Below are 22,775 nucleotides of genomic sequence, written 5' to 3'. Positions count from 1 at the left end.
TCGTAGCGGAAGTTTGCCCGGCCGGCTTGGCGCGCTGACCGGCACGATACCGTGCGTGTCGTTATGCGTTCAATCGTAGCGTATGCGTCGCCGGCATGAGAATCCGGTGGGGTGTCACGCCACAAAAAAATGCCGCAACTCGGGGCACATTCCCCGGTTGCGGCACCCGCTCTATGTACGCGCCGCACGACGGGCGCGGCATGTGCGTTGCGTGCTTACGCTGCAGCGTCCTTGAGCTTCTTCAGCGCGCGTGCCTTGATGCGAACCGTGGCCGGCTTTGCATCGAACCAGCGTTCCTCGCCGGTAAACGGATCCTTGCCGAAACGGCGCTTCTTGGCCGGCACGGCTTGCACCGTGATTTTCAGTAGACCGGGCAGCGTGAATTCGCCCACCCCCTTCTTGTGCACGGCGCCGAGGACCGTCTGCTCCAGCGCGGCGAGCACGGCCTTGGCGGCTTTGGGCTCGACTTGTGCGCGTTCGGCGATATGGGCGCTGAGGCTGGCCTTCGTGAAAGTCTCCTTGATCGGTGCAGCGACGCCGTTGGCGACAGCCGCCTTTTTCGCCGGGGCTTTCTTTGCAAGGGCCTTCTTAGTAGGGGCCTTGGTCGCAGCGGCTTTTTTCGCTACAGGTTTTGCAGAGGTTTTCGTCGTTGGTTTTTTCGTGGCCATCGTATTGAAATGCCCAGTAGTTGAGAACCCTCGCCGGAGCCGAGCGTTACACGTTCATCCGACGAGTGGCTTATTCTACGTTGGCTGATGCGCTTATCGCTAGCTACGTTCTCTTAAGTGCAACATCGTTGACGTCTTTTGGCTCGGCGCGCATGCAGCGATGAGGCATGTGTACCCGCATGCTGAACGCTTAGCATCGGGATATTCCTTCATCCATCCAAGAGGGGATGGTCCCGGCGGCGTGTCAGTCCGTCCGCGAGCGGCATGTACAGCGTATCCGAGTCAAGCGGTTCCGGTACGCGCTTGGATTGTTGCACCGATGTCCGCGCGCCGCGCAATGGCGCCAGCTGAGCGTGGCCTCCGCCATTCAGAGCGCGCTCGGCGCCGGCAATGACGCGGTGATCGCGTTGCAGCTGGCTGCACGGCTGCTGCTCGGTGACATGCAACGCGGGTTCATCCGCGACTATGCGGCGGCGAGACAGTCGATCAATGCTGCCCCGGACCCGCAATTGTCCCCATTGGAATGGCCGAAGCCGGCTAAGGCGGCTCGCGGTGCGAAAGCATTGCTATGAGCGCGGCCGCCTGTCGATCGGCTGCACGTCGAGCGCCTGGCTCAGTATCGGCGGCCGGTAGGCTTTCCAGCGTACTCGCACGAATGGTCGCTCGTGGCCGGACAGGTACAGGGCAATCCGTGTGACCCACCGGTGAGTCGGTGCATGATAGCTGTGCAGTGATACGGCGAGCCCGAGCAGGCTCGCGGCTACGACCCAGCGCGATACACGTGCGGCCGGGTTGGGCTCGCGCGTCGCTGCCCATGCGATCCAGCCCAGCGACACAGCTGCGCCAAGTGCGCAGCCGGCAACCACTTCGGACACCGAATGTGCATCTAGCGCGACCCGCGATACGCCGATCGCGGCACCCGCGATGAGTCCCGCGGCTAGCACTGCCAGTCGCAGCATGACCGGTGCGCCGCGCGTGCTCAGGAACGCTGCGGCCGGCAGTACCGCGCTCGCCAGCATCGAATGGCCGCTAATGCCAGTGAAATCCAGTGAGCGTATGCCAATGCCCCAGCCGAGGAAGGCCACCTTGGTAACCAGCACGAGCGCGATACCAGCAGCGAGAAAGCTGGACCACGCAAGCGCGCTGCGCCAGGTATGGCTTACGGCGAGCCACAGCGCGATGGCCGCGGCAACAGGCAGCATGGCGCCTGCTCCGCCGAACGCGGTAATGAGGGCCCAGGTGGTCGGCGCAAGGTCTGGCATGGTGGGGACAATGACGCGAAATCGACAAGGGACGGGTTGCGGTATGGCACAAGTATAACCGCGTGCATGGCGTGCCTTGGCCGCGACATTCGGCCGGGCGCCGACAGCGTTCGCGCAACAGCGGTATGGTGGCCGCGGCAAGCGCGAATCATGTCGACTGACCTGCGCGCGGGCGTTCCAGGTTCGGCAGCAGGATGGTGACGATGCCGATCAACGGCAGGAATGCACACACATGGTAGACGAACCGCACGCTGGTGATATCGGCCAGCCAGCCGAGCACGGCGGCACCCACGCCACCCATGCCGAACGCAAAGCCGAAGAACAGGCCGGCGATCATGCCTACCTTGCCGGGGACCAGCTCCTGCGCATACACGAGGATCGCGGAGAAGGCCGACGCGATCACCACGCCGATGATGACCAGCAGCACGCTGGACCAGAACAGGTTGGCGTACGGCAGCGCCAATGTGAAGGGGGCGACGCCGAGAATCGATGCCCATATGACATACTTGCGACCGATCCGGTCACCGATGGGCCCGCCGATCACCGTGCCGGCGGCGACTGACGCGAGGAAGATGAACAAATGAACCTGTGCCGATTGCACCGACAGGTGGAATTTGTCGATCAGGTAAAAGGTAAGGTAACTATTGATGCTGGCCAAGTAGAAGTATTTCGAGAATATTAACAGCATCAGCACACCGATGGCGGTTGCGATGCGCGATCGTGCCAACGCCACGCGGGCCGTGCTGGAGCGGGGCTTCTTTGTAGACGGATGGCTACGGTACCAGCGTCCGACATTGAACAGGATCACGATGCCGACCAGCGCCGCGAGCGAGAACCAGGCGATGCTCGGCTGCCCGTGCGGGATCACGATCCAAGCGGCCAGCAACGGTCCGAGCGATGTGCCGAAGTTGCCGCCAACCTGAAACAGCGACTGTGCGAGTCCGTGACGGCCGCCAGAGGCCATGCGCGCGACACGCGAGGATTCGGGATGGAACACCGACGAGCCGCAACCGACTAGCGATGCGGCCAGCAACAGTATCGGGAAAGTGCTGGCCACGGACATCAGGAGCAATCCACACAATGTGAAACCCATGCCGATAGGCAGCGAGAACGGTTTCGGGTGCTTGTCGGTGTACAGGCCCACGAGCGGCTGCAGCAGCGAGGCAGTGACCTGGTAGGTCAGCGTGATCAGCCCGATCTGGCCAAAGCTCAATTGGAAGTTGGCTTTGAGCATCGGATAAATTGCCAAGATCAATGACTGAATCATGTCGTTGAGTAGGTGCGAGACGCTGATTGCACCGAGCACCGGGAACACGATTGCGTTGGTCCGCGTGGCGGCGGCGCTGAGTGTGGCGCCGCCGGAAGTCCCAGCGGTGGCCGCGGTCTGCTTGTCGAGCGTGGACATCGATTTTTCTCGTCTGTGGGTCGAGGGCTGAGGTAGCCGATGCGGGCGTACCATCATGGTGCGACGTTGAGTTTAATTTGGCTTAAACGCGCTGTCAGGACAATTATCGTCGAGAATCTGTCAAGCTAGCCGAGCGTATCGGCGCTGCGAGCACCGTGACCGAAAAAGCCGCCGGCTCGCTTACGTCAGGCCGAGTTGACGCGAACAAGCGAGTTGATCAGTTGCGCGACAACCCTCGCCATTCATGGCGGGGAAGGATAGCGCGGATGCCGGCAGCATCCTTCTATGGCGCTAGTGCGGCGTTCGCTGCTGTTCGATGTACTGACGGACGAATTCGATGGGCGCACCACCCAACTACCGGCGAAGTAGGATGGGGACCATCGCGCACCGCCCCACGGCTTGCGCCGAATGCTCGGAGCGCTTTTCTTTCGCACCAAACGGCTCGATACACCTTTCAGGCTGTTCACCAGCGCGGACAGCGCGACCTTCGGTGGGTAGTTCACCAGAAGGTGAACGTGGGCATCCTCGCCGTTCCACTCCGGCTGGCCTGCGAATTCGGCGGCAAGCGCCCGGCAAGCAGACCGGATGCGCCGATGATGGCCGCTTTAGCGCCGCCGCGCGGCACAACGAGCTGACTCATTCTGCCTCGCTTATTCATTCACGGTATAGCCGGCATCCTCGATCGCCGCTTTCAGCGCGGCGCGGGGTTGGGTACTGTCGACCGTCACGTGGCCTCGTTCGAGGTGGACATCGACTCGGGCATGCACATCGCGCGCGTGGAGCGACTCGGTAACTGCTTTGACACAATGCTGGCAGTTCATGCCGGATACATTGAATTCGATCATGAGGGGCTCCTGTCAATAAAGCGCAAATTGATCAAATTAATCCACATCAGCGTACACCTTCCCATTGTGGCAAGGTGTAGCATTTTTACTGTATTGAATCGCACGCGGTGCATCGACAATCATGAACATAGGCCAGGCCGCGCGCGCGTCAGGCGTCAGCGCAAAGATGATCCGCTACTATGAGAGCATTGGGCTCGTGATGCCGCGCAGCCGCACCGATGCCGGCTATCGCGTGTATGGCGACAAGGAGGTTCACGCGCTGCGGTTCGTGCGCCATGCGAGGCGGCTGGGTTTTTCGGTCGTCGATATCCGGCGATTGCTGGCGTTGTGGGACGATCGCGAGCGAGCCAGCGCACAGGTCAAGTCAATCGCGCTAGGTCACGTCGCCGAACTCGAGCAGCGCATCGCGGAGCTGTCGGCGATGCGTGACACACTAGCGCACCTGGCTGCGCATTGCCATGGCGATGCGCGGCCGGATTGCCCGATCATCGAACATCTGGCGTTGGCCGACAGTGGCCCATGTACGCATTATGCATCGCTACTGCCCGAGGCAGGCGTGGCCCGCAGCCGTCGTGCGGCACGCGGACAACGTGTTGAGGCCGCGCTCACTGACGCAGCAGCATTACCCCAAAGCAGAAGTTCGCGTTCGCGAGGCTGAACACCTGTTGCCAGCGCTTTGTACGGCGAGTCGATCAGCGTGGCCGCGCCGCTCCACTGCATGCCCCGGAATAGGCGTGGTGACGATGCCGGACGGGTCGCTCGAGTCCAACGGATAGTCGCAGGACCGTGCCACATGGCGCGCCGGAGCCGAGCGCGGCGCGCAGCGGGCCACCGGATAGGCGCACCAAAAGTGTGCATTTATCAGGCTGACGATGGGCCGTGCAACGCGCTTTTTCACCGTAGTGCGTGGCAGGGCGGACGGATCCGGCGGTTCACACTGAATGGGCATCCCAAACGGGCATGCCCATTATTCGTGCAATTCGCTGGACTTTTTAGAGGCGGATTTCTATACTCGGGTTAACCCGATTAAGGGAAATCCCTGACGTCATTCCGGCGGGACGTCCCCCGGCTCCCTGGAGAATTGTGATGCTGACCTATCTGATGATGGCCTTATCGAACTGGTTCGAGAACGCCGAACGTCGCCGTCGCGAGGCTTATTTGGCGCAGTCGGCTGATATTTTCGAACTCGAGCGGCGCATTCGCGCGCTGGAACACAACGGTTACCGCTCATTCTAATCCTACGCTGCGCGGTAGGGGGAGCCGACCGAGTCGGGTTAGGATTGGCTTGATACTTGGCGGTGAAACGGGTAGGGACACCTGCACCGAAGCCGGTACAGACCACATACCGCGGCCCTGATATTCTACGCGACCCAAGCTCGTCGCCGACGAATCCTTCCCTGTCCGACTTGCCGTCGAACGGCGCGCAATGCGACATTCCGCCGCCGCGCGCGACCGGCGGCGTTCATCTGCTGCCGTCTCGTCTCTCCCGAATGGGGCCGTTGATGGCGTCCGGTTTGCCGAAACTGACGAAGCCGTCAACCGCCGGGTTCTCGTGCGCTGCGGTGACGGGAGACCGCGTTGCCGTCCGCATTCAAGCGAAACGATGTCCCATTGGCCTGGGACAACTTCATATTAATTATGCCGGTGCCGCAATGCAGTGTGGTTTGCCGCACCGCGCCGCGTTAGTCTCCCGTTTTCAGTCGCTGCCTACCTCCAGTACAAAGCGGGCTTGCCGGTCGACGCCCAGTGCGTCGACGAGCCAGGGCAAGGTTTCGTGCAGCGCCGCAGTCAGTGTATACGGCGGATTGAGCACGAACATGCCGCTGCCGTACAGCCCCAGACCGTCTTTGGGCACCGTGCCGACGCTCAGTGCTACATGCAGCCAACGGTCTTGCCGCAAGCGCTTGAGTTGAGCGGGAAAGCGCTGCGCTTCGGGCCGTGTGACTTGCGGGTACCAGATCGCATAGACGCCCGTCGCAAAGCGCTTCAGGCACTCTTGGACGCAACCCAGTGTGCGCGCATAGTCGCGCTTGTCCTCGTAGGAAGGATCGATCAGTGTCAGGGCACGCCGCGGCGGAGGCGGCAGCAATGCCTTGATTGCCTCGAAGCCGTCGCCGCCGGCGATGATCGCGCGCCGCCCGGCATCGCGAAAATTGCTGCGCAGCACGTCGATCTCTGTCGTATGCATCTCGAACAGCCGCATTCGGTCCTGCTCGCGCAGCGTCTGCCAAGCGAGATAGGGGGAGCCGGGGTAGAAACGCAGTTCGTTATCCGGATTCAATGCACGTACGGCATCCACGTAATCGGCCAGCGGCGCCGGTAGATCGGTGCGTTTCCACAGCCGCGCAATACCTGTTTCGAATTCGAGTCGCTTCTGCGCGTAACCTTCGTGCAGCGCGTACGCACCGGCGCCCGCGTGCGTGTCGATATACCAGAACGCCTTGTCCTTCTGAGCAAGATAGCGCAGAAGGTGCACGACGACGCAATGCTTGAGTACGTCGGCATGATTGCCGGCGTGAAAGGCGTGACGGTAACTGAGCATGATGCTGGGTGGGCGGGCGCGGAAAGCTCGCTATTCTACGCCTGTGAACCGGGCGCATTGCATTGCCGGGATGCGAGCGCGGCGCTGTCACTGGTGCGCGGTGCCCACAATGTGCTCAATGCCCCAGAAGAATTTCGTCGATACGATATAGCTGGCACGCGGCCAGCGAAGCGCACGCAGTGCCCCACCCATAATTTGCTCGGAGTGGCCGCCCGCGTACACCTCGGCGTTATCGAAAAAGTTCACACCGGCGTCGCGCGCGAGCCTGACGGCTATCGCATTGCAGCACGAGCCCCGGTTCCAGGCACAATAGCGCAATTCGTTCGCCGCGCGGTGTCAGACTGGGCCTGGGCATCGGTCGCCGGTCGCGATGACGCGTCACGTTAACGTTACCCACTGGCTAGGAGAAAAATCGATGTCGACTTTGAATACGAATCTGAGCGGCAAGACAGCCATCGTCACCGGTGCGGCAAGCGGGATCGGCCGCGAGATTGCCCGCGTCTACGCGCAAGCCGGCGCCGCGGTCGGCATCGCCGATCTGAACCTCGAAGGTGCGCAGGCGGTCGCACGGGAGATCGCCGAGCAAGGCGGCCGGGCGCTCGGCGTTGCGATGGACGTGACGGACGAGGATGCGGTCAATGCCGGCATCGACCAGGTTGCCGAGGCGTTCGGCTCGATGGACATTCTGGTGTCCAATGCCGGCATCCAGATTGTCAATCCGATCGAAAGCTATGCGTACTCGGACTGGAAGAAGATGCAGGCGATTCACGTCGATGGTGCGTTTCTGACCACCAAGGCGGCGCTCAAATACATGTACGCTGGCGATCGCGGGGGCGTCGTGATCTATATGGGCTCAGTGCATTCACACGAGGCGTCGCCGCTGAAATCGGCGTATGTGGCCGCCAAGCACGCACTGCTTGGCTTGGCGCGTGTGCTCGCGAAGGAAGGGGCCGCGCATCACGTGCGCTCGCACGTGATCTGTCCAGGATTCGTGCGCACGCCGCTGGTGGACAAGCAGATTCCGGAGCAGGCCAAGGAACTGGGCATCAGCGAGGAAGAGGTGGTTAAGCGCGTGATGCTTGGTGCCACCGTGGACGGCGAGTTCACTACCGCTGACGACGTCGCGCAACTGGCGCTATTTCTGGCCGCGTATCCGAGTGCAGCACTCACTGGCCAGTCGTTTCTCGTCTCGCACGGTTGGTCGATGAAGTAGCCTGCCATGAACCCCGACCCATCCGAGCGATGGGCCCCTGCTTGCGCCACCGCCGCCGTACGAGACGGTGGCATTGGTGTTGCGGGCGGCGGTGCGCTCGGTGCGATGGCACGGCGGGCGTCGCGCCATCGCTCGCCCAGGTCACTTCAATACTTGCGCGATGGCGTCGGCCACCACGTCAAGGTTGCGCGTATTGAGCGCGGCCACACAGATCCGTCCAGTGCTGACCGCATAGATACCGAACTCTTCGCGCAGACGCTCGACTTGCGCGGCGTTGAGCCCCGAATACGAGAACATGCCGCGTTGCCGGTTGACGAATTCGAAATCGCGTTGCACGCCGGCGTCCTTAAGCTTTTGTACCAGGCCGCCGCGCATCGCGCGGATGCGCTCGCGCATTTGACCAAGCTCCTGTTCCCAGAGCGCGCGCCATTCGGGATTGCCGAGCACCGCCGCCACGATCGCGCCGCCATGTGTCGGCGGATTCGAATAGTTGGTGCGAATCACACGTTTCAATTGCGACAGCACGCGCGCGCTTTCCTCATCGCCATGCGTGATGATCGTCAGCGCACCGACCCGTTCGCCGTACAGCGAGAATGACTTGGAGAATGACGAGGAGACGAATACGTCGATACCCGCCGACGCGAACAGGCGTACCGCCGCGCTATCTTCGTCGATGCCTTGCGCGAAGCCCTGGTAGGCCATATCCAGGAACGGCACCAGTTCGCGAGCCTTGACCACATCGACGATTTGCCGCCACTGCGCCTTGTCCAGATCGACGCCTGTCGGGTTGTGGCAGCAGGCGTGCAGCACCACGATCGTGCCGGCTGGATAGCTGTTCAGCGCGGCAAGCAGCGCGTCGAACTTCACACCGTGGGTCGCCGGGTCGTAGTAAGGATATGCCACAACTTCGAAGCCGGCGCTTTCAAACAGTGCGCGATGATTTTCCCAGCTCGGGTCACTGATCGCCACCTTCGCGTTCGGCTCGATGCGCTTGAGGAAATCCGCGCCGATTTTCAGCGCACCGGTTCCGCCAAGCGCCTGCGCGGTAACGACGCGGCCCTCAGCGATCAGCGGCGAGTTGTTACCCAACAACAGTTTTTGTACTGCTGTATCGTATGCGGCGATCCCATCGATCGGCAGGTAGCCGCGCGGCAACGCTTGCTCCAGCCGGGCTCGTTCAGCCTCGCGTACCGCGTGCAGCAGCGGAATCTTGCCTTCCTCGTTCGTGTAGACGCCCACGCCCAGGTTGACCTTTGTCGGACGGATATCGGCATTGAAAGCTTCGTTCAAGCCCAGGATCGGGTCGCGCGGCGCGAGTTCGACGACGGAGAAAAGAGACATGATCGTATCGGCAGTGAGTTCGAAAAGACGGCGAACGGCGGCCATGGCATGTTTGGAATCGACGCCATGCAACCACCCATTCCAGCATTGTAACCAATGCCGGCCGCATTGTTCCGCGTCGGCGGGCAGCAGAGAACTATGCCCCATTGATCTGCTCCGACGCATGGCTTGCGCCTGTGTATGGTTGCGCTGCCTTCCCGGTCACGGTGCCCGTGCTGGGACTCGAATGGGTGCCGGTGCGCGGCCGGGCGTGGCGATTTCACCGAGACTCGGCCTCATGTCGTGCCAAAACGCTATTCACCGAGACCCCGCTCGGCCTCGTGTCGTGCCAAAACGCTAGAATGTACGTTTGCTTGTCCCGGCCGGAAGGAATGACCCATGTCCGCATCGCACACCGAGAACGATAACGTGCTCGACGAGAGCAAATTCGTTGTCTTCGATGGATCGCCCTACCAGCTGTATCAGCCGTTTCCACCGGCAGGTGACCAGCCGGAGGCCATCCGCCAGCTGGTCGAGGGTATCCAGGACGGCCTCGCGTTCCAAACGCTGCTCGGCGCGACCGGCTCGGGCAAAACGTTCACGATGGCCAACGTGATCGCGCGACTCGGCCGCCCGGCGATTGTATTCGCCCCGAATAAGACGCTGGCCGCACAGCTGTATTCTGAGTTCCGTGAGTTTTTTCCGCGCAACGCGATCGAATATTTCGTGTCGTATTACGACTACTACCAGCCCGAAGCGTACGTACCGCAACGCGACCTGTTCATCGAAAAGGACTCGGCGGTCAATGAGCACATCGAGCAGATGCGGCTGTCGGCCACCAAGAGTCTGTTGGAGCGGCGTGATGTCGTGATCGTCGCGACGGTCTCGGCGATCTACGGGATCGGCAATCCGTCGGAATACCATCAGATGATCCTCACGCTGCGCGACGGTGACCGCATCGGCCAGCGCGATATCATCGCCCGGCTAATTGCCATGCAGTACATGCGCAATGATGTCGATTTCCAGCGTGGCACATTCCGCGTGCGGGGCGACACCATTGATGTGTTCCCAGCCGAGCATGCCGAAATGGCATTGCGCGTCGAGTTGTTCGACGACGAAGTCGAATCATTGCATTTGTTCGACCCGCTGACCGGGCGGGTGCGGCAACGTATCCCGCGTTTCACCGTCTACCCGTCGTCACATTACGTGACGCCCCGCGACACGGTGTTGCGAGCGGTTGAGACGATCAAGGAGGAGTTGCGCGAGCGGCTCGCGTTTTTCCACCAGGAGGGCAAGCTTGTCGAGGCGCAGCGGCTTGAGCAGCGCACCCGGTTCGATCTCGAGATGCTTCAGGAACTCGGTTTCTGCAAGGGCATCGAGAACTACTCGCGGCATTTCTCGGACGCCGCGCCTGGCGAGCCCCCGCCAACGCTGTGCGACTATCTGCCGGCTGACTCGCTGATGTTCTTGGATGAGTCGCATGTGCTGATCGGCCAGCTCAACGCTATGTACAACGGGGACCGATCGCGCAAAGAAAACCTGGTCGAGTACGGGTTCCGGCTGCCGTCCGCACTGGACAACCGCCCGCTGAAGTTTCACGAATTCGAGCGCAAGATGCGCCAGGCGGTGTTCGTGTCGGCGACGCCGGCTGCCTACGAGCAGCGCAACGCGGGCCAGGTCGTCGAGCAGGTGGTACGTCCCACCGGGCTGGTTGATCCGCAGATCGAGGTCCGTCCCGCTAGCTCGCAAGTCGATGACGTGCTGTCGGAAATCAACCAGCGCGTGGTGGCTGGCGATCGGGTGCTGGTCACCGTGCTAACCAAACGCATGGCCGAGCAACTGACCGAGTTTCTTGCCGACCACGGTGTGAAGGTACGCTACCTGCATAGCGACATCGATACGGTTGAGCGGGTGGAGATCATCCGCGACCTGCGTCTGGGCACCTTTGATGTGTTGGTCGGCATCAATTTGCTGCGCGAAGGGCTTGACATCCCGGAAGTGTCGCTCGTGGCGATTCTGGACGCGGACAAGGAGGGGTTCCTGCGCGCCGAGCGCTCGCTGATCCAGACGATCGGGCGGGCTGCGCGCAACGTCAACGGCTGCGCGATCCTGTATGGCGACACGATCACCGACTCGATGCGACGCGCGATCGACGAGACCGAGCGGCGTCGTCGTAAGCAGATCCAATACAACGAGCGCAACGGCATCGTGCCGCGTGGCGTCGTCAAGCGGATTAAGGACATCATCGACGGCGTCTACGACGTGGACGACGCGCGTGCTGAACTTCGCGCACAGCAGGAGCGCGCGAAAATCGAGGATATGTCGGACAAGCAGCTTGCGAAGGAAATCAAAAAGCTCGAAAAGCAGATGCTGGACTACGCAAAGAACCTCGAGTTCGAGAAGGCGGCGCAGACCCGCGACCAATTGGCGCGGCTCAAGCAGCGCGCGTTCGGCGCGAGCGTCGGCGACCACGTGCCGGACCTGCGCTAGACCGCGGCCGCGACGCCGCGTGGGGCGCGGGGCGCCCGGGAGTGCCCGGAGTGCCCGGAGTGCCCGGGAGTGCCCGGAGTGCCCGGAGTGCCCGGAGTGCCCGGAGTGCCCGGAGTGCCCGGAGTGCCCGGAGCGCGAGCCCGCGTGACGACGCGGTGACGAGATGTGCCGGTGCGGCGCACATTGCCGCTTGGGGTAACGCACGGATCAGTGCTACACTGGTAGTGTATTGAGAATTGTTCTTATTCCAGTTTTCACACACATTACAACGAGGAATGTCGATGGCAGTTTTTCGTCTAGTTCGTACCGCCACCGCGGTGGTGTCATTTGCACTGGCAATGGGCGCCGCAAGCGTAGCGTCGGCAGCCGAGTATCCGATTGGCAAACCGCAGATCCAGGGCGGGATGGAAGTCGGTGCGGTGTATCTGCAACCGATCACGATGGACCCGGAAGGCATGATGCGCAAGGCGTCCGACTCGGACATCCATCTGGAGGCGGACATCCATGCGGTCAAGAACAACCCGACCGGCTTTGCCGAAGGCGATTGGATGCCGTACTTGCAGGTGCGCTACGAATTGACCAAGCCCGGCTCGAACTATGTGCAAAAGGGTGATCTGATGGCGATGGTAGCGAGCGATGGCCCGCACTACGGCGACAATGTAAAGCTCGCGGGACCGGGCAAGTACCACCTGAAGCTGTTCATCGCGCCGCCCGCGCAGACCGGGCATATGGCGTTCGGCCGCCACGTTGACAAGGAAACCGGCGTCGGTCCGTGGTTCAAGCCGTTCGAGTTGAACTATGACTTCCCGTTCGCCGGCATCGGCAAAAAGGGTGGTTACTAATCGATGAAGCGCACGCTCAAATTACAGGTTGCGGCGTGGCTGCTTGCGTGGAGCGCCGCGTTCGGCGGCGTCGCCCGCGCTGCGGACCTGCCCACGTTCCGGCTCGAGATGGCGGACGGCAAGCTCAATCCGGCGCGCATCGAAGTGCCGGCCGGCCAGCGCATCAAGATCGAGATTTACAACACTGGCAAGGGCGCTGTCGAGTTCGAGAGTGTGCAACTGCGCAAGGAGAAGGTGCTGGCGCCGGGCGCCCAGTCGTTTGTCGTGATCGCGCCGCTGTCGCCGGGTGAGTACAAGTTCTTCGATGATTTTCATCAGAGCGCGCAAGGCGTGATAGTGGCAAAGTGATGGGCCGTGCAGCCGCGCGAAGGAAGATGTAATGGGTCAAATTCTGTTCATCGTATGGCGGGAGAGCGTCGAGGCGCTGCTCGTGGTCGGCATCTTGCATGCCTGGTTGACTAATGGCGATGCCGACGCGCGTAAGGGGTTGCCGTGGCTGTGGCTTGGCGTCGGTGCGGGATTGCTGGCGGCAGTCGGTCTGGGTGCCGCGCTAGTCGGCTTTACCGAAGTGCTGTCCGGTGATGCGCAGGATTATTTTCAGACGGCGATGGTGCTGGTCGCGTGCGTGCTGATCGTGCAGATGGTGCTGTGGATGAAGCGGCATGGCCGCACGCTCAAGCGCGACATGGAAATGTCGTTGGCCGAGAGCCGGCGTAATGCAAACTGGTGGGGTGTCGCCGTACTCGCGGCACTAGCGATCGCGCGCGAAGGCAGTGAAACGGTGATCTTCCTGTATGGGCTGGGCTTCGGCCGGTCGGGCCACGTCGATGTGATGCAATGGCTGGCCGTGCTGATCGGTCTAGCGCTCGCGTTGCTCACGTTTTATCTGCTGCAACTGGGTGGCCGGATATTCTCGTGGCGCGCGTTTTTCCGCGTCACCGAGGTCATGCTGTTATTCCTCGGCGCGGGGCTATTCGAGGCGGGTATCGACAAGCTGATCGACAAGGAAATCGTGCCGACCGGCATCGATATGGTGTGGGACACGTCGCACATCCTGGACGACTCGAGTACAGTCGGCTCGCTAGTGGCGACGCTGACCGGCTATCGGGCCCATCCGGCACTGGCTAACGTCATTGCGTATGCATTGTTCTGGCTGGTGGTCTGGGTATTGCTGCGCCGGACCCGGCAGCGCCAATCCTCGGGCGCGCAGAGGAAGCCCGCATGAGTGTGATGCTTGCTCCACGCTCCGGCTGGTTGGCCGAGGCTGGGCACTGGATGCAGCGCCATCACACGGTGATCCGCAACGTGCAGTGGGTTGTCGTGCTCATTTATGCGCTGTTGATCCTGGTGCCGGCTTTCATGCCGCTGCCGGACGATACCTCGCATATCTGGTCGAACCTTACGGTATTCGCGCAGTTCGTATTCTGGGGCATCTGGTGGCCGTTCGTGCTGCTGTCGATGGTGATGCTCGGGCGTGTATGGTGCGGCGTGCTGTGCCCGGAAGGCACATTGTCCGAGTTCGCGAGCAAGCATGGGCTGGGCCGTCCGATTCCGCGCTGGATACGCTGGGGCGGGTGGCCGTTCGTCGCGTTCGGACTCACGACGATCTATGGGCAAATGGTCAGCGTGTACCAGTATCCGAAGGCGGTGCTGCTGGTGCTCGGGGGATCGACCGTTGCTGCCATCGTGATTGGCCTGCTGTACGGCCGGGAAAAACGGGTGTGGTGCAAATACCTGTGTCCGGTTAATGGCGTATTTGCGCTGCTGGCGCGGCTCGCCCCGCTGCGCTATCGGGTGGATGAGCAGGCGTGGCGCCGTTCATACACGCAGGGCGAGCATGGGCACCGTGTGATCCCGGTGAACTGCGCGCCGCTCGTGCCGTTGCGAAACATGAAGGGCGCGTCGGCCTGCCATATGTGTGGTCGTTGCAGCGGCCATCGCGATGCGATTGAGCTGACATGGCGCTCGCCGGCGCAGGAAGTCGTTGAGCTGGGCGAGGAGGGGGCGAACCGGTGGGACACCGCGTTGATTCTGTACGGGCTGCTCGGCATCGCGATCGGCGCGTTCCACTGGACCGTCAGCCCGCTGTTTGTCTCGATTAAGCAATCGCTGGCCGCGTGGCTGATTGACCACGACATCATGTGGCCACTGCAGACCAACGCGCCATGGTTCATTTTCACGCACTATCCGGAGCAGAATGATGCGTTCTCGTGGCTCGACGGCGGCCTGGTGATCGGCTATATCGTTACCACGGGCTTGTTGTATGGCACGGCGCTGCTGGCGTGCATCGCGACTGGCAACCTACTACTCGGCCGGTGGCGTACGTCGCGGCTGCATCACTTTGTGCAGGCATTGATCCCGCTGGCCGGCATGGGCGTGTTCCTTGGTTTGTCGGCCACCACCGTGTCGCTGCTGCGCGCCGAGCATTTGCCGCTTGGCTGGGTGCCAGACGTGCGGCTCGCGTTGCTGGCGATGGCCAACACGGCAAGCTTGTATCTCGCGGTGAAAATCGTCGTCAAGCACGTACACGGCAGCAGCGCCGGTGTCGCACGGGGCGTAGGTGCACTACTGTGCTTTGTCGCGGCGTTGGCGGTTGTCGACAGCGCATGGTGGCTGATGTTCTGGGGCTGGGCCTGAGCACGGGCCTCGCAAGACCTGAATCGCGCTGAAGTCCAAATGGATAACGAAATCCGGCTGGCGCAGAGGCCTGGCGAGGTCCGACCTGTGACAGGGTTGGATCTGTGACAAGTTTCGACCTGTGACAAATTACAGCATGTGGCAAGTTCCGACATGTGGCAAAGTCCGCTGTTGCGGCAACGTCTGCCTGTGGCACGGCCTGCCCTACGGCAAGGTTGCCCCCTTGAGGGCCGGACCGTGGTGGCCCGGGGACGTCTGAACTTCTCTTGTGACGAAGCCCGAGTCGGCGCTTAGATCAGGATTCGGAGATTGGGCGGGGAATCGCCGCAAAAAAACGGCTTCGCTGGCTATGGCGGCAGGCTTGTCAGGCGCGAAGGGGTCTAGGTCTCGCGATGATGCCGTCAAGGCTGGCTAGTGCCAAACACCTCGGTTTGAGGTGGTCCCCACAATACTCGGTTGGACATGCCGCCTGGTAATTGCCGGGCAGCATGCCGGTCATTTGGTCAGAATCAGCTTGCCCAGCCGCGTTGCGCGTAGCTGATACGTTTCACCGTTGTGCAGGATGCTCACGTGCGTGCGACCTTGCAGTAAGTCGCCGCTTTGCAACGCATGCGTGGCATGAGCCGTGCCCACCGGCTGCGGGGCCGACGTGGTGAGCGCTGCTGCGGCACGCCGGTCCCCGGGCTGGGCAGCGGAACTGCACATCGGGCGGGTCGTCGTCCCCGAAGGCAGACGCAGAGTGCTGGAAAAGCGGTTGACGGTCGTCATCGAAGATGCGGTGTGTTGATCGTTGACGACGAGTTTAAATGATAATTATTCTTATTTGCAATTGCGTCTATTAATCGTCGCAGCAAGTTGATAGCCCACGCAGCGGGTCAATGCACGTGTGTAGACAGCCGACCGTTGCCCGCATATTCTCGGATCAGCCGTACGGTATCGAGATCCGCCTCGCGATAGGCCGACTTGACGATTTCAGTCATTTGCTCGTCATCGGAACCTTGCACGGCGCTGGGTAGCGTGGTGCGGTACTCGAAGCGCACGAACAATTGCACCGGGTCTGGCTGCTCGATCGTCATCGTTAGCGATCCGCCGACGTGGGCGTCGGTCGCCTTGATGTCATACCGGACCTGGTGCCCGGGGCTTAGCGTCACGCGATCACGCACCGTGGCCGTTCCGTAGTGCAACTCTCGTTCCAGTGTATCGCCGTGGCGTGACAGGATCGTGCAGCTGTCCAGGCCGAGCACGAACAACTGTGGCTGTTCCGCACGCAGCACGAGACCGGCCCACAGTTCGTCACGAGTCAGTGTAGTGGTCAACGGGTTCAGCGGGTCGTTGACTTGAATCAGGTGTTCGAAGTTCAAAGCAGCAGTGTCCTTCAACAGGCAAGCGCCGTGTGCCGCGATGATAGCGCGGATCGACGTTAGTTTACGCGACCGCTGCCAGCCCGCTCTGAATGGCGATCGGATGCGTCAACAGCTGATGGACTGGGCACGCATTGGCGATGTGCAACAATCGTTCCCGCTGCTCGTTGTCTAGCTCGCCGTGCAGCACGATTGTGCGACGGATAGTGGACCCCTTATCGTCCTTCACGATATCAAGCGAAACATCGACGTCGGCTAGGGGCCATTGCTTGCGCTGCGCATACATTTTCAATGTAATCGACGTGCACGCACCCAGGCTGGACAGCAGCAGCGACAGGGGCGTGGGCCCGCGGTCGCCGCCGCCGGCTGACGCCGGCTCGTCCGCTAGCCAGTTGTGGGTGCCATCGTCGAGCAGGACCCGATACGCGTGGTGGCCGATGTGCGCGGTGACGCTTGCTTCTTTCATTGTCGTCAGTCCTCCAAGTTGGCCAAAGTGGCTGAGCCACGGTCGGCGAGTCATCATTGTGACCGAAACGACTGCCGCACGCATGCGTGCACGATTGCGCTGCCATCACGTCTTGGCTGCCATCCTTGAATTGTGCCGCAGGGTGCTCGCTGCCCCCTGCTCAGGCAGCGATGTGTCCAAATTTGCCGCTGCGGTAGTCCGCGACGGCTTGGCGGATCTCGTCCTCGGTGTTCATCACAAATGGACCGTAGCGCACGACAGGTTCATTGAGCGGCACGCCGCCGATCAACAGAAATTGCAGTGGCCGATCGGTGGCGCTGATCGTGATCGTATCGCCGACGTTGTCAAACATCACCATCTGCCGTGCGCCGGCCGCCGTCTGCTGGGCGCCATAGCGGCCGCCATTGTCGAGCGTATAGGCAAATACACGAAAGCCATCCGGTATCGGATGCACCAGGGTTGCACCGGGCTGCATCCGGAAATGCTGGAACAGGATCGGGGTACGTGTCTGAATCGCGGCGTTTACCCCGAGTGCTTCTCCGGCGATGACCTTGACGTCAATGCGCCCATCCGGCGTGCGTCCAACTGGAATGTGCGCACTGGGTAGTTCCTGATAGCGCGGTGCCATCATTTTGTCGCGGCGCGGCAGATTGACCCACAACTGGAAGCCGTGTGAGCGTCCGCCGTGTTCGAGCAGCGAAGCGGCTGGCATTTCGCTATGGACCACGCCGACGCCGGCCGTCATCCACTGGACGTCGCCTGGGCCGAGTGTACCGGCGTGACCTGCGGAGTCCCGATGAGCGAATTCGCCTTCTAGCATATACGTGACCGTCTCAAAGCCGCGATGGGGGTGTGCGGGTGCACCGACGGCCTGGCCCGGCGCGTAGTCAACCGGGCCCATCTCATCGAGCAGCAAGAACGGATCGAAGTCCGTCAGTGTCCGCGTCGGGAACGGCCGGTATACGACAAATCCCGCACCCTCCACGGTGCGCTGCGCGGGAACCACTTGCCGGACTGCGCGGGCCCCCATGTCCCGCAAGTGTGCTGACGCGACAGTGTGGCTGAAGTGATCGATCATCAGAATCTCCGTTATTCAACTGGAGTATTTGCATCATTTATGCAACATGAGATGATTATAGGCGCGGTGTTGTGGGTTGCCAGCGGGCCGTGCTGCAACGAATTGTTTTACTGATGGAACGGCGACGTGAACCTCGGTCATCATGATCTGAACGACCTGCTGTACTTTTCGCAGGTGGTCGAATACGGTGGTTTTTCTGCTGCCGAGCGCGCGCTGGGTATTTCCAAATCGCGCTTGTCACGGCGGCTGTCCGACCTGGAGGCGGCGCTCGGGGTGCGGTTGTTGCAGCGCTCGACGCGCAAGCTTGCGCTGACCGAGGCGGGTGCGCTGTTCCATCGGCATTGTGTGGCGATGCTCGGCGAAGCGCGGGCCGCGCTGGATGCCGTTCACCAACTCGGCTCGACACCGCGCGGCACGGTGCGTGTCAGCGTGCCGATGACCGTCTCCCAAACGATGCTGGCGCATTGGATGCCGGAGTTCCTACGTCGCTACCCAGACGTGAAAGTGGTGGTGCACGTCACAAACCGTGTGATTGACCTGTTCGAGGACGAGATCGACGTCGCGTTGCGGGTGCGCTCGGAGCCGCACGCGAACGCGAATATCGTCGTGCGGCCGCTATGGCGCAGGGAGCAAATGCTGGTCGGCTCGCCGAGCCTGTTGGACACGAACCATCCGCCGATGGTGCCGGCTGACTTGGCGCGCTATGCGACGCTGTCGGTGCCCAGTGCCGACGGCCGGTACGTATTCAAGCTGATTGCGCCGGATGGCAAGCGTCATGACTACGAGCATGAACCGCGGCTGGTGACCGCCGACTTGCTGATGATCCACCAGGCGGTATTGGCTGGTGTGGGTATTGCGGTACTGCCGGACAATATCTACCAGGCGGCGATGAACGCCGGGCAATTGTCGCCGGTGATGCCCGGCTGGACATTGCCGCCGCCGCAGCTTTACGCGGTGTTCCTGTCCCGACAGGGATTGCTGCCAGCGGTGCGCGCGTTCATCGATTTTCTGGTCGAAATGATTGAGAAGAGCACGGGGACGCCGCATGCTGACCTGGTTGACGCGTCGCGCCCGGATTCGACGCGGCATAGCTGGGGGGACGCGGCCGACGGTTAGCGCGTCGGCATTGACGCTCGCATTTGCGATCGAGCGACGTCATACTCCACTGTCGAAGGCGTCAAATGCAAGGCCCTCCTTGTGAGGGCCTTTTTCATGAGCCGATCGACCGTTCAGCATTGTCGTATCGTCGTTATAGATAACTAATGTAGTGCCGGCTGTGTACTGCACCGTCAATCTTTGATTAGGAAGCGATTGCGGTTTTTGCCGTTGATCCAGGCCGGCGCACGGCCACGGCCGCTCCATGTCGCGCCGGTCTGCGGATCCCGGTATTTGGGTTGCGCGCCCGGGTGCGCCCGTGGCCCGCCGCGCTTGGCTTGGCCGAATACTTCTTTTTCGGTCAATTCATAGGTGGCGACGAGATCGCGGGCTTGAGCGAGCGCCGCTTCCCGTTCTTGAAGTTTTGCCGCTTCGGCTTGCTCGATCAGCGTGGCGAGCTGTGCCTGAAGTTCCTTGTAAGTGGCCATCGTGTCGGCTATCTCTAGTGAACAGTTAAGGTTGGAATGCATGGTGCACGATGCAACGATGCACAATGTTGGCTGACATTGCAACGCTGATATCATGGGGCAACGCATAAAAACCGTACGGCCGGTGCCGAAGGTTGGATGAATCGCCCGCTTCGGCGTGCAATGAAAGGCTGGCTTGGGACGTGGTTCAAGAGCCCGGCGGTTCTTGTTTCGCCGGGCACCTAGGCGCCACGCGTGCGGTTCGCGTGACTCAGCTTATTCGCCTGCGCTGGGTAGCCCACCGGCCACCGCGTTGAAGCCGCTGTCGACATAAGTGATCTCGGCGGTAATCCCGGAGGACAGCTCCGAGAGCAGGAACGCGGCCACGTTGCCGACTTCCTCGATGGTCACATTCCGGCGCAGCGGCGCGTTATGCTCAACGAATTGCAGGATCTTGCCGAAGTCCTTGATGCCGCTGGCCGCCAGCGTTTTGATTGGACCCGCCGAGATGCCGTTGACGCGCACGCCGCGCGGCCCGAGCGAGGCCGCCAGGTAGCGCACACTGGCTTCCAGCGAAGCCTTGGCCAGTCCCATCGTGTTGTAGTGCGGCACCACGCGCTCGGCGCCCAAGTACGTCAACGTCAGCAACGACGCAGTGTCCGCCAGCATCGGCGCGGCAGCCTTGACCATGGCCGGGAAGCTGTAGGCGGAAATGTCGTGCGCGATGCGGAACCCTTCGCGCGACAGGCCGTCCAGGAAATCGCCCGCGATCGCCTCGCGCGGCGCGAAGCCGATGGAGTGCACAAGCCCGTCCAGGCTGTCCCAATGCTGCTTCAGCGATGCAAACAACGCGTTGATCTGTGCGTCGTCGGCCACATCGCAAGGCAAGACTAACTCGCTGCCGAACCCGGCGGCGAACTCGGTGATGCGTTCCTTGAAGCGTTCGTCCACGTAGGTGAACGCAAGTTCGGCGCCTTCGCGATGCGCGGCCTGCGCGATACCGTACGCGATCGAGCGGTTCGACAGCAGACCCGTGATGAGGATGCGTTTGCCAGCCAGAAAACCCATGAATACTCCCTATGTCAGTCGTATGCCGGTCGGGGCCGTCGACGGCATGTCGCGCAACGGCGCGGGGTGCCCGATGCCGGTGCGGCGCCCGATTTTCTATAGAATTGTCGCACAGTGCAACCCTGGACCGTTTCCATGACCCCTGGCCTGCGATGGCTTCGTCGTCGATTGCAACCTTGTCTCATCGCCGCTTTACTGGTCATCTCCGAATTGGCTGCGTGCGCCGCGCATGGCGCCTATGCAATCGCACAGTACGGCGAGCCGAAGTATGCGCAGGGTTTTTCGCACTTTGACTACGTCAATCCCGACGCCCCGAAAGGTGGCACGCTGACGCTGGCTAACCCGAGCCGGCTCACGAGTTTCGACAAGTTCAATCCGTTCACGCTGCGCGGCAACGTCGCGCCCGGCATCGACTTGATGTTCGAGACGCTGATGACCGGCAGCGCGGACGAACTGGCGTCAGCCTACGGCCTGCTTGCCGATGACGTGCAGATTGCGCCCGACCGGCTGTGCGCGACGTTTCATCTGAATCCAAAGGCACGCTTCTCGAATGGCGACCCGGTGCAGGCGGAGGATGTCAAATATTCGTTCGATACGCTCAAGAGCCCATTGGCTGCCCCGCAGTTTGCTGCGGTGTTCAGCGATATCACGCGTGCGGTGGTGATCGATGCCGCGACGGTCCGGTTCGAGTTCAAGCGTCCGAATCGGGAATTGCCGCTGCTGGCCGGCAGTGTGCCCGTGTTCTCCCGTAAGTGGGGGCTGCGCGTGGATGGCTCGCGTATCCCATTCGACCAACTGGCGTTCGAGACGCCGATCGCCAGCGGCCCGTATCGGATTGAGCGCTACGACAATGGCCGCACCATCACGTTAAAGCGGGACCCGCACTATTGGGCAGCCGGGCAGCCGGTGCGGCGCGGCATGTACAACTTCGAGCGGATCACATACAAGCTCTATGGGGATAGCGTCGCCAAGCTCGAAGCCTTCAAGGCTGGAGAATTCGACGTGAACGTCGAGTACATTGCCCGCCAATGGGTGCGCGGCTATGTCGGCAAGCGGTTCCGCAGCGGTGCGCTAGTCAAGCGCGAGTTCCGCCACCACAATAGTGCGGGCATGCAGGGTTTCGTGGTCAACACGCGGCGCGCGCTGTTCCGCGATGTACGGGTGCGACACGCGCTCAGTTTGGCGCTCGATTTCGAATGGCTGAACCGGCAACTGTTTTATGGACAGTACACCCGGTTAAACAGTTATTTTGCCAATGGCGCGCTGGCTGCGCGTGCCATGCCGGATGCGGCTGAGCTTGCCATCCTCACGCCGTTGCGCGCGCAACTTGATCCGGCCGTGTTCGGGCCTTTGCCGGCGCAGCCGGTCACCGCGCCGCCTCCCCATTCGCTACGGGCCAATCTGCTTCAGGCGCGCGCACTACTCGCCCAGGCGGGTTGGACGTACCGCGACGGTGCATTGCGTGCACGCGACGGCACGCCGTTCGAGTTCGAGATCATCGACGATTCGGGCGGCGGCATGGCGCAGGTCGCGGCGCCGTATATCCGCAACTTGCAAAAGCTCGGCATCCGGGTCGCGTACCGGCAGCTGGATTATGCGGTGTTGCAGAAGCGGCTGGACGCATTCGATTTTGACATGACCGCGTTGCGGTATCCGGATGTCGAAGTGCCGGGCTCAGAGCAGCTGGCGCGTTTTGGCAGCCATGCGGCTGATGAGCCGGGCTCGGACAACTTGTTCGGCCTGAAATCGCCTGCGGTTGATGCTATCCTGCACGCGCTGCTGGCCGCGCGCACGATGGACGAGCTGTTGGCGGCGAGTCGCGCGCTGGACCGCGTGCTGTTGCACGGCTATTACGTGGTGCCGCAGTGGTACAGTCCGGTGCACCGGATCGCCTATCGTTGCACGCTGGCGTATCCCCGGATCGAGCCACCTTACTATACCGCCGAAGAGTGGGTACGCTCGCTATGGTGGCAGGCGCCGCAGGAGCGCCCATCCTCGAATGACGCACACTGAACC

The 22,775-nt window shown here is 61.8% G+C and carries 22 protein-coding genes and 3 pseudogenes; 11 read left to right on the top strand and 14 right to left on the bottom strand.

Annotated elements, in window-relative coordinates:
* Positions 1-215 precede the first annotated feature (215 nt).
* Complete coding sequence (locus RA167_RS07670) at positions 216-668, bottom strand: HU family DNA-binding protein (protein WP_076785099.1); 453 nt, start codon at positions 666-668, stop codon at positions 216-218.
* Positions 669-895: 227 nt separating this feature from the next.
* On the opposite strand from RA167_RS07670, the gene RA167_RS07665 reads away from it, so the two are divergent.
* Entirely contained in the window at positions 896-1,240 is a 345-nt protein-coding gene (locus RA167_RS07665; protein WP_076785098.1) for a CHAD domain-containing protein, read from the top strand.
* On the opposite strand, the gene RA167_RS07660 is transcribed toward RA167_RS07665, so the two are convergent.
* From RA167_RS07660 to RA167_RS07645, 4 genes and pseudogenes are all read right to left on the bottom strand, one after another.
* A complete protein-coding gene (locus RA167_RS07660) occupies positions 1,235-1,930 on the bottom strand; it encodes a phosphatase PAP2 family protein (protein ID WP_076785097.1) in 696 nt (231 codons plus the stop codon). The two genes, RA167_RS07665 and RA167_RS07660, sit on opposite strands and share 6 nt — an antisense overlap.
* Positions 1,931-2,078: 148 nt before the next feature.
* A complete protein-coding gene (locus RA167_RS07655; protein WP_076785096.1) occupies positions 2,079-3,335 on the bottom strand; it encodes an MFS transporter in 1,257 nt (418 codons plus the stop codon).
* A gap of 291 nt (positions 3,336-3,626) precedes the next feature.
* Positions 3,627-3,874: pseudogene (gene tnpA / locus RA167_RS07650) on the bottom strand (IS200/IS605 family transposase); the annotation flags it as partial.
* 111 nt (positions 3,875-3,985) lie between these two features.
* Positions 3,986-4,180, bottom strand: coding sequence for a heavy-metal-associated domain-containing protein (locus RA167_RS07645; RefSeq protein WP_076785095.1), 195 nt, complete (start codon positions 4,178-4,180; stop codon positions 3,986-3,988).
* A gap of 121 nt (positions 4,181-4,301) precedes the next feature.
* Between RA167_RS07645 and cueR the strand changes: the two are divergent.
* Both cueR and RA167_RS07635 read left to right on the top strand, forming a co-directional pair.
* Positions 4,302-4,691, top strand: a pseudogene (gene cueR, locus RA167_RS07640) (Cu(I)-responsive transcriptional regulator); the annotation flags it as partial.
* 575 nt (positions 4,692-5,266) lie between these two features.
* Complete coding sequence (locus RA167_RS07635) at positions 5,267-5,416, top strand: DUF3563 family protein (RefSeq protein ID WP_076785094.1); 150 nt, start codon at positions 5,267-5,269, stop codon at positions 5,414-5,416.
* A 460-nt stretch (positions 5,417-5,876) separates the two neighbouring features.
* On the opposite strand, the gene RA167_RS07630 is transcribed toward RA167_RS07635, so the two are convergent.
* Both RA167_RS07630 and RA167_RS07625 read right to left on the bottom strand, forming a co-directional pair.
* Positions 5,877-6,722 carry a 23S rRNA (adenine(2030)-N(6))-methyltransferase RlmJ gene (locus tag RA167_RS07630; RefSeq protein WP_076785093.1) on the bottom strand — a complete coding sequence of 282 codons (846 nt, stop codon included), beginning with the start codon at positions 6,720-6,722 and terminating at the stop codon, positions 5,877-5,879.
* Between the two features lie 93 nt (positions 6,723-6,815).
* A pseudogene (locus RA167_RS07625) lies at positions 6,816-6,983 on the bottom strand (aldo/keto reductase); the annotation flags it as partial.
* 154 nt (positions 6,984-7,137) lie between these two features.
* Here RA167_RS07625 and RA167_RS07620 point away from each other — a divergent pair.
* A complete protein-coding gene (locus RA167_RS07620) occupies positions 7,138-7,935 on the top strand; it encodes a 3-hydroxybutyrate dehydrogenase (protein WP_076785092.1) in 798 nt (265 codons plus the stop codon).
* Positions 7,936-8,076: 141 nt separating this feature from the next.
* On the opposite strand, the gene RA167_RS07615 is transcribed toward RA167_RS07620, so the two are convergent.
* The gene (locus RA167_RS07615) at positions 8,077-9,276 is read right to left on the bottom strand and encodes an amino acid aminotransferase (RefSeq protein ID WP_076787244.1); all 1,200 of its coding nucleotides are present in this window, start codon (positions 9,274-9,276) and stop codon (positions 8,077-8,079) included.
* 378 nt (positions 9,277-9,654) lie between these two features.
* On the opposite strand from RA167_RS07615, the gene uvrB reads away from it, so the two are divergent.
* The 5 genes from uvrB to RA167_RS07590 all read left to right on the top strand — a co-directional run bounded on the left by uvrB (position 9,655) and on the right by RA167_RS07590 (position 15,224).
* The gene (gene uvrB, locus RA167_RS07610; RefSeq protein WP_076785091.1) at positions 9,655-11,745 is read left to right on the top strand and encodes an excinuclease ABC subunit UvrB; all 2,091 of its coding nucleotides are present in this window, start codon (positions 9,655-9,657) and stop codon (positions 11,743-11,745) included.
* 281 nt (positions 11,746-12,026) lie between these two features.
* Positions 12,027-12,587 (top strand): iron transporter, encoded by a 561-nt coding sequence (locus RA167_RS07605; protein WP_076787242.1) that lies wholly within the window; start codon positions 12,027-12,029, stop codon positions 12,585-12,587.
* A 3-nt stretch (positions 12,588-12,590) separates the two neighbouring features.
* A complete protein-coding gene (locus RA167_RS07600; protein WP_076785089.1) occupies positions 12,591-12,935 on the top strand; it encodes a cupredoxin domain-containing protein in 345 nt (114 codons plus the stop codon).
* 31 nt (positions 12,936-12,966) lie between these two features.
* The gene (locus RA167_RS07595; RefSeq protein ID WP_076785088.1) at positions 12,967-13,812 is read left to right on the top strand and encodes an FTR1 family iron permease; all 846 of its coding nucleotides are present in this window, start codon (positions 12,967-12,969) and stop codon (positions 13,810-13,812) included.
* Positions 13,809-15,224, top strand: coding sequence for a 4Fe-4S binding protein (locus tag RA167_RS07590; protein ID WP_076785087.1), 1,416 nt, complete (start codon positions 13,809-13,811; stop codon positions 15,222-15,224). The genes RA167_RS07595 and RA167_RS07590 overlap by 4 nt, the downstream gene beginning before the upstream one ends.
* Positions 15,225-15,719: 495 nt before the next feature.
* On the opposite strand, the gene hemP is transcribed toward RA167_RS07590, so the two are convergent.
* The 4 genes from hemP to RA167_RS07570 form a co-directional block, all read right to left on the bottom strand.
* Positions 15,720-15,992: a hemin uptake protein HemP gene (gene hemP, locus RA167_RS07585; protein ID WP_076785086.1), complete on the bottom strand. Its 273-nt coding sequence runs from the start codon at positions 15,990-15,992 to the stop codon at positions 15,720-15,722.
* 107 nt (positions 15,993-16,099) lie between these two features.
* A complete protein-coding gene (locus RA167_RS07580) occupies positions 16,100-16,585 on the bottom strand; it encodes an SRPBCC family protein (protein ID WP_076787240.1) in 486 nt (161 codons plus the stop codon).
* A gap of 64 nt (positions 16,586-16,649) precedes the next feature.
* The gene (locus tag RA167_RS07575; protein WP_076785085.1) at positions 16,650-17,051 is read right to left on the bottom strand and encodes an OsmC family protein; all 402 of its coding nucleotides are present in this window, start codon (positions 17,049-17,051) and stop codon (positions 16,650-16,652) included.
* A gap of 160 nt (positions 17,052-17,211) precedes the next feature.
* Positions 17,212-18,129 carry a pirin family protein gene (locus RA167_RS07570; protein ID WP_370642929.1) on the bottom strand — a complete coding sequence of 306 codons (918 nt, stop codon included), beginning with the start codon at positions 18,127-18,129 and terminating at the stop codon, positions 17,212-17,214.
* Positions 18,130-18,255: 126 nt separating this feature from the next.
* Between RA167_RS07570 and RA167_RS07565 the strand changes: the two genes are divergently transcribed.
* Entirely contained in the window at positions 18,256-19,245 is a 990-nt protein-coding gene (locus RA167_RS07565; RefSeq protein WP_076785084.1) for a LysR family transcriptional regulator, read from the top strand.
* A 173-nt stretch (positions 19,246-19,418) separates the two neighbouring features.
* Here the strand turns inward: RA167_RS07565 and RA167_RS07560 are convergent, their stop codons facing one another.
* Complete coding sequence (locus RA167_RS07560; protein WP_076785083.1) at positions 19,419-19,712, bottom strand: H-NS family nucleoid-associated regulatory protein; 294 nt, start codon at positions 19,710-19,712, stop codon at positions 19,419-19,421.
* 255 nt (positions 19,713-19,967) lie between these two features.
* Positions 19,968-20,759, bottom strand: a complete 792-nt coding sequence (gene fabI, locus RA167_RS07555; protein WP_076785082.1) for an enoyl-ACP reductase FabI — start codon at positions 20,757-20,759, stop codon at positions 19,968-19,970.
* A gap of 135 nt (positions 20,760-20,894) precedes the next feature.
* On the opposite strand from fabI, the gene RA167_RS07550 reads away from it, so the two are divergent.
* Positions 20,895-22,772, top strand: coding sequence for an extracellular solute-binding protein (locus tag RA167_RS07550; protein ID WP_076785081.1), 1,878 nt, complete (start codon positions 20,895-20,897; stop codon positions 22,770-22,772).
* Positions 22,773-22,775 lie beyond the last annotated feature (3 nt).

The sequence above is a fragment of the Mycetohabitans endofungorum genome, assembly GCF_037477895.1.
Classification (GTDB): domain Bacteria; phylum Pseudomonadota; class Gammaproteobacteria; order Burkholderiales; family Burkholderiaceae; genus Mycetohabitans.
Note: the sequence above shows the minus strand (reverse complement) of the source record. Positions and strands in the feature narration are given on the sequence as shown.

Bases quoted from the DNA above. Each gene is read 5' to 3' on its own strand.
- RA167_RS07670 (WP_076785099.1), bottom strand. From the start codon at position 668: ATGGCCACGAAAAAACCAACGACGAAAACCTCTGCAAAACCTGTAGCG.
- RA167_RS07665 (WP_076785098.1), top strand. From the start codon at position 896: ATGGTCCCGGCGGCGTGTCAGTCCGTCCGCGAGCGGCATGTACAGCGT.
- RA167_RS07660 (WP_076785097.1), bottom strand. From the start codon at position 1,930: ATGCCAGACCTTGCGCCGACCACCTGGGCCCTCATTACCGCGTTCGGC.
- RA167_RS07655 (WP_076785096.1), bottom strand. From the start codon at position 3,335: ATGTCCACGCTCGACAAGCAGACCGCGGCCACCGCTGGGACTTCCGGC.
- RA167_RS07645 (WP_076785095.1), bottom strand. From the start codon at position 4,180: ATGATCGAATTCAATGTATCCGGCATGAACTGCCAGCATTGTGTCAAA.
- RA167_RS07635 (WP_076785094.1), top strand. From the start codon at position 5,267: ATGCTGACCTATCTGATGATGGCCTTATCGAACTGGTTCGAGAACGCC.
- RA167_RS07630 (WP_076785093.1), bottom strand. From the start codon at position 6,722: ATGCTCAGTTACCGTCACGCCTTTCACGCCGGCAATCATGCCGACGTA.
- RA167_RS07620 (WP_076785092.1), top strand. From the start codon at position 7,138: ATGTCGACTTTGAATACGAATCTGAGCGGCAAGACAGCCATCGTCACC.
- RA167_RS07615 (WP_076787244.1), bottom strand. From the start codon at position 9,276: ATGTCTCTTTTCTCCGTCGTCGAACTCGCGCCGCGCGACCCGATCCTG.
- uvrB (WP_076785091.1), top strand. From the start codon at position 9,655: ATGTCCGCATCGCACACCGAGAACGATAACGTGCTCGACGAGAGCAAA.
- RA167_RS07605 (WP_076787242.1), top strand. From the start codon at position 12,027: ATGGCAGTTTTTCGTCTAGTTCGTACCGCCACCGCGGTGGTGTCATTT.
- RA167_RS07600 (WP_076785089.1), top strand. From the start codon at position 12,591: ATGAAGCGCACGCTCAAATTACAGGTTGCGGCGTGGCTGCTTGCGTGG.
- RA167_RS07595 (WP_076785088.1), top strand. From the start codon at position 12,967: ATGGGTCAAATTCTGTTCATCGTATGGCGGGAGAGCGTCGAGGCGCTG.
- RA167_RS07590 (WP_076785087.1), top strand. From the start codon at position 13,809: ATGAGTGTGATGCTTGCTCCACGCTCCGGCTGGTTGGCCGAGGCTGGG.
- hemP (WP_076785086.1), bottom strand. From the start codon at position 15,992: ATGACGACCGTCAACCGCTTTTCCAGCACTCTGCGTCTGCCTTCGGGG.
- RA167_RS07575 (WP_076785085.1), bottom strand. From the start codon at position 17,051: ATGAAAGAAGCAAGCGTCACCGCGCACATCGGCCACCACGCGTATCGG.
- RA167_RS07570 (WP_370642929.1), bottom strand. From the start codon at position 18,129: ATGATCGATCACTTCAGCCACACTGTCGCGTCAGCACACTTGCGGGAC.
- RA167_RS07560 (WP_076785083.1), bottom strand. From the start codon at position 19,712: ATGGCCACTTACAAGGAACTTCAGGCACAGCTCGCCACGCTGATCGAG.
- fabI (WP_076785082.1), bottom strand. From the start codon at position 20,759: ATGGGTTTTCTGGCTGGCAAACGCATCCTCATCACGGGTCTGCTGTCG.
- RA167_RS07550 (WP_076785081.1), top strand. From the start codon at position 20,895: ATGACCCCTGGCCTGCGATGGCTTCGTCGTCGATTGCAACCTTGTCTC.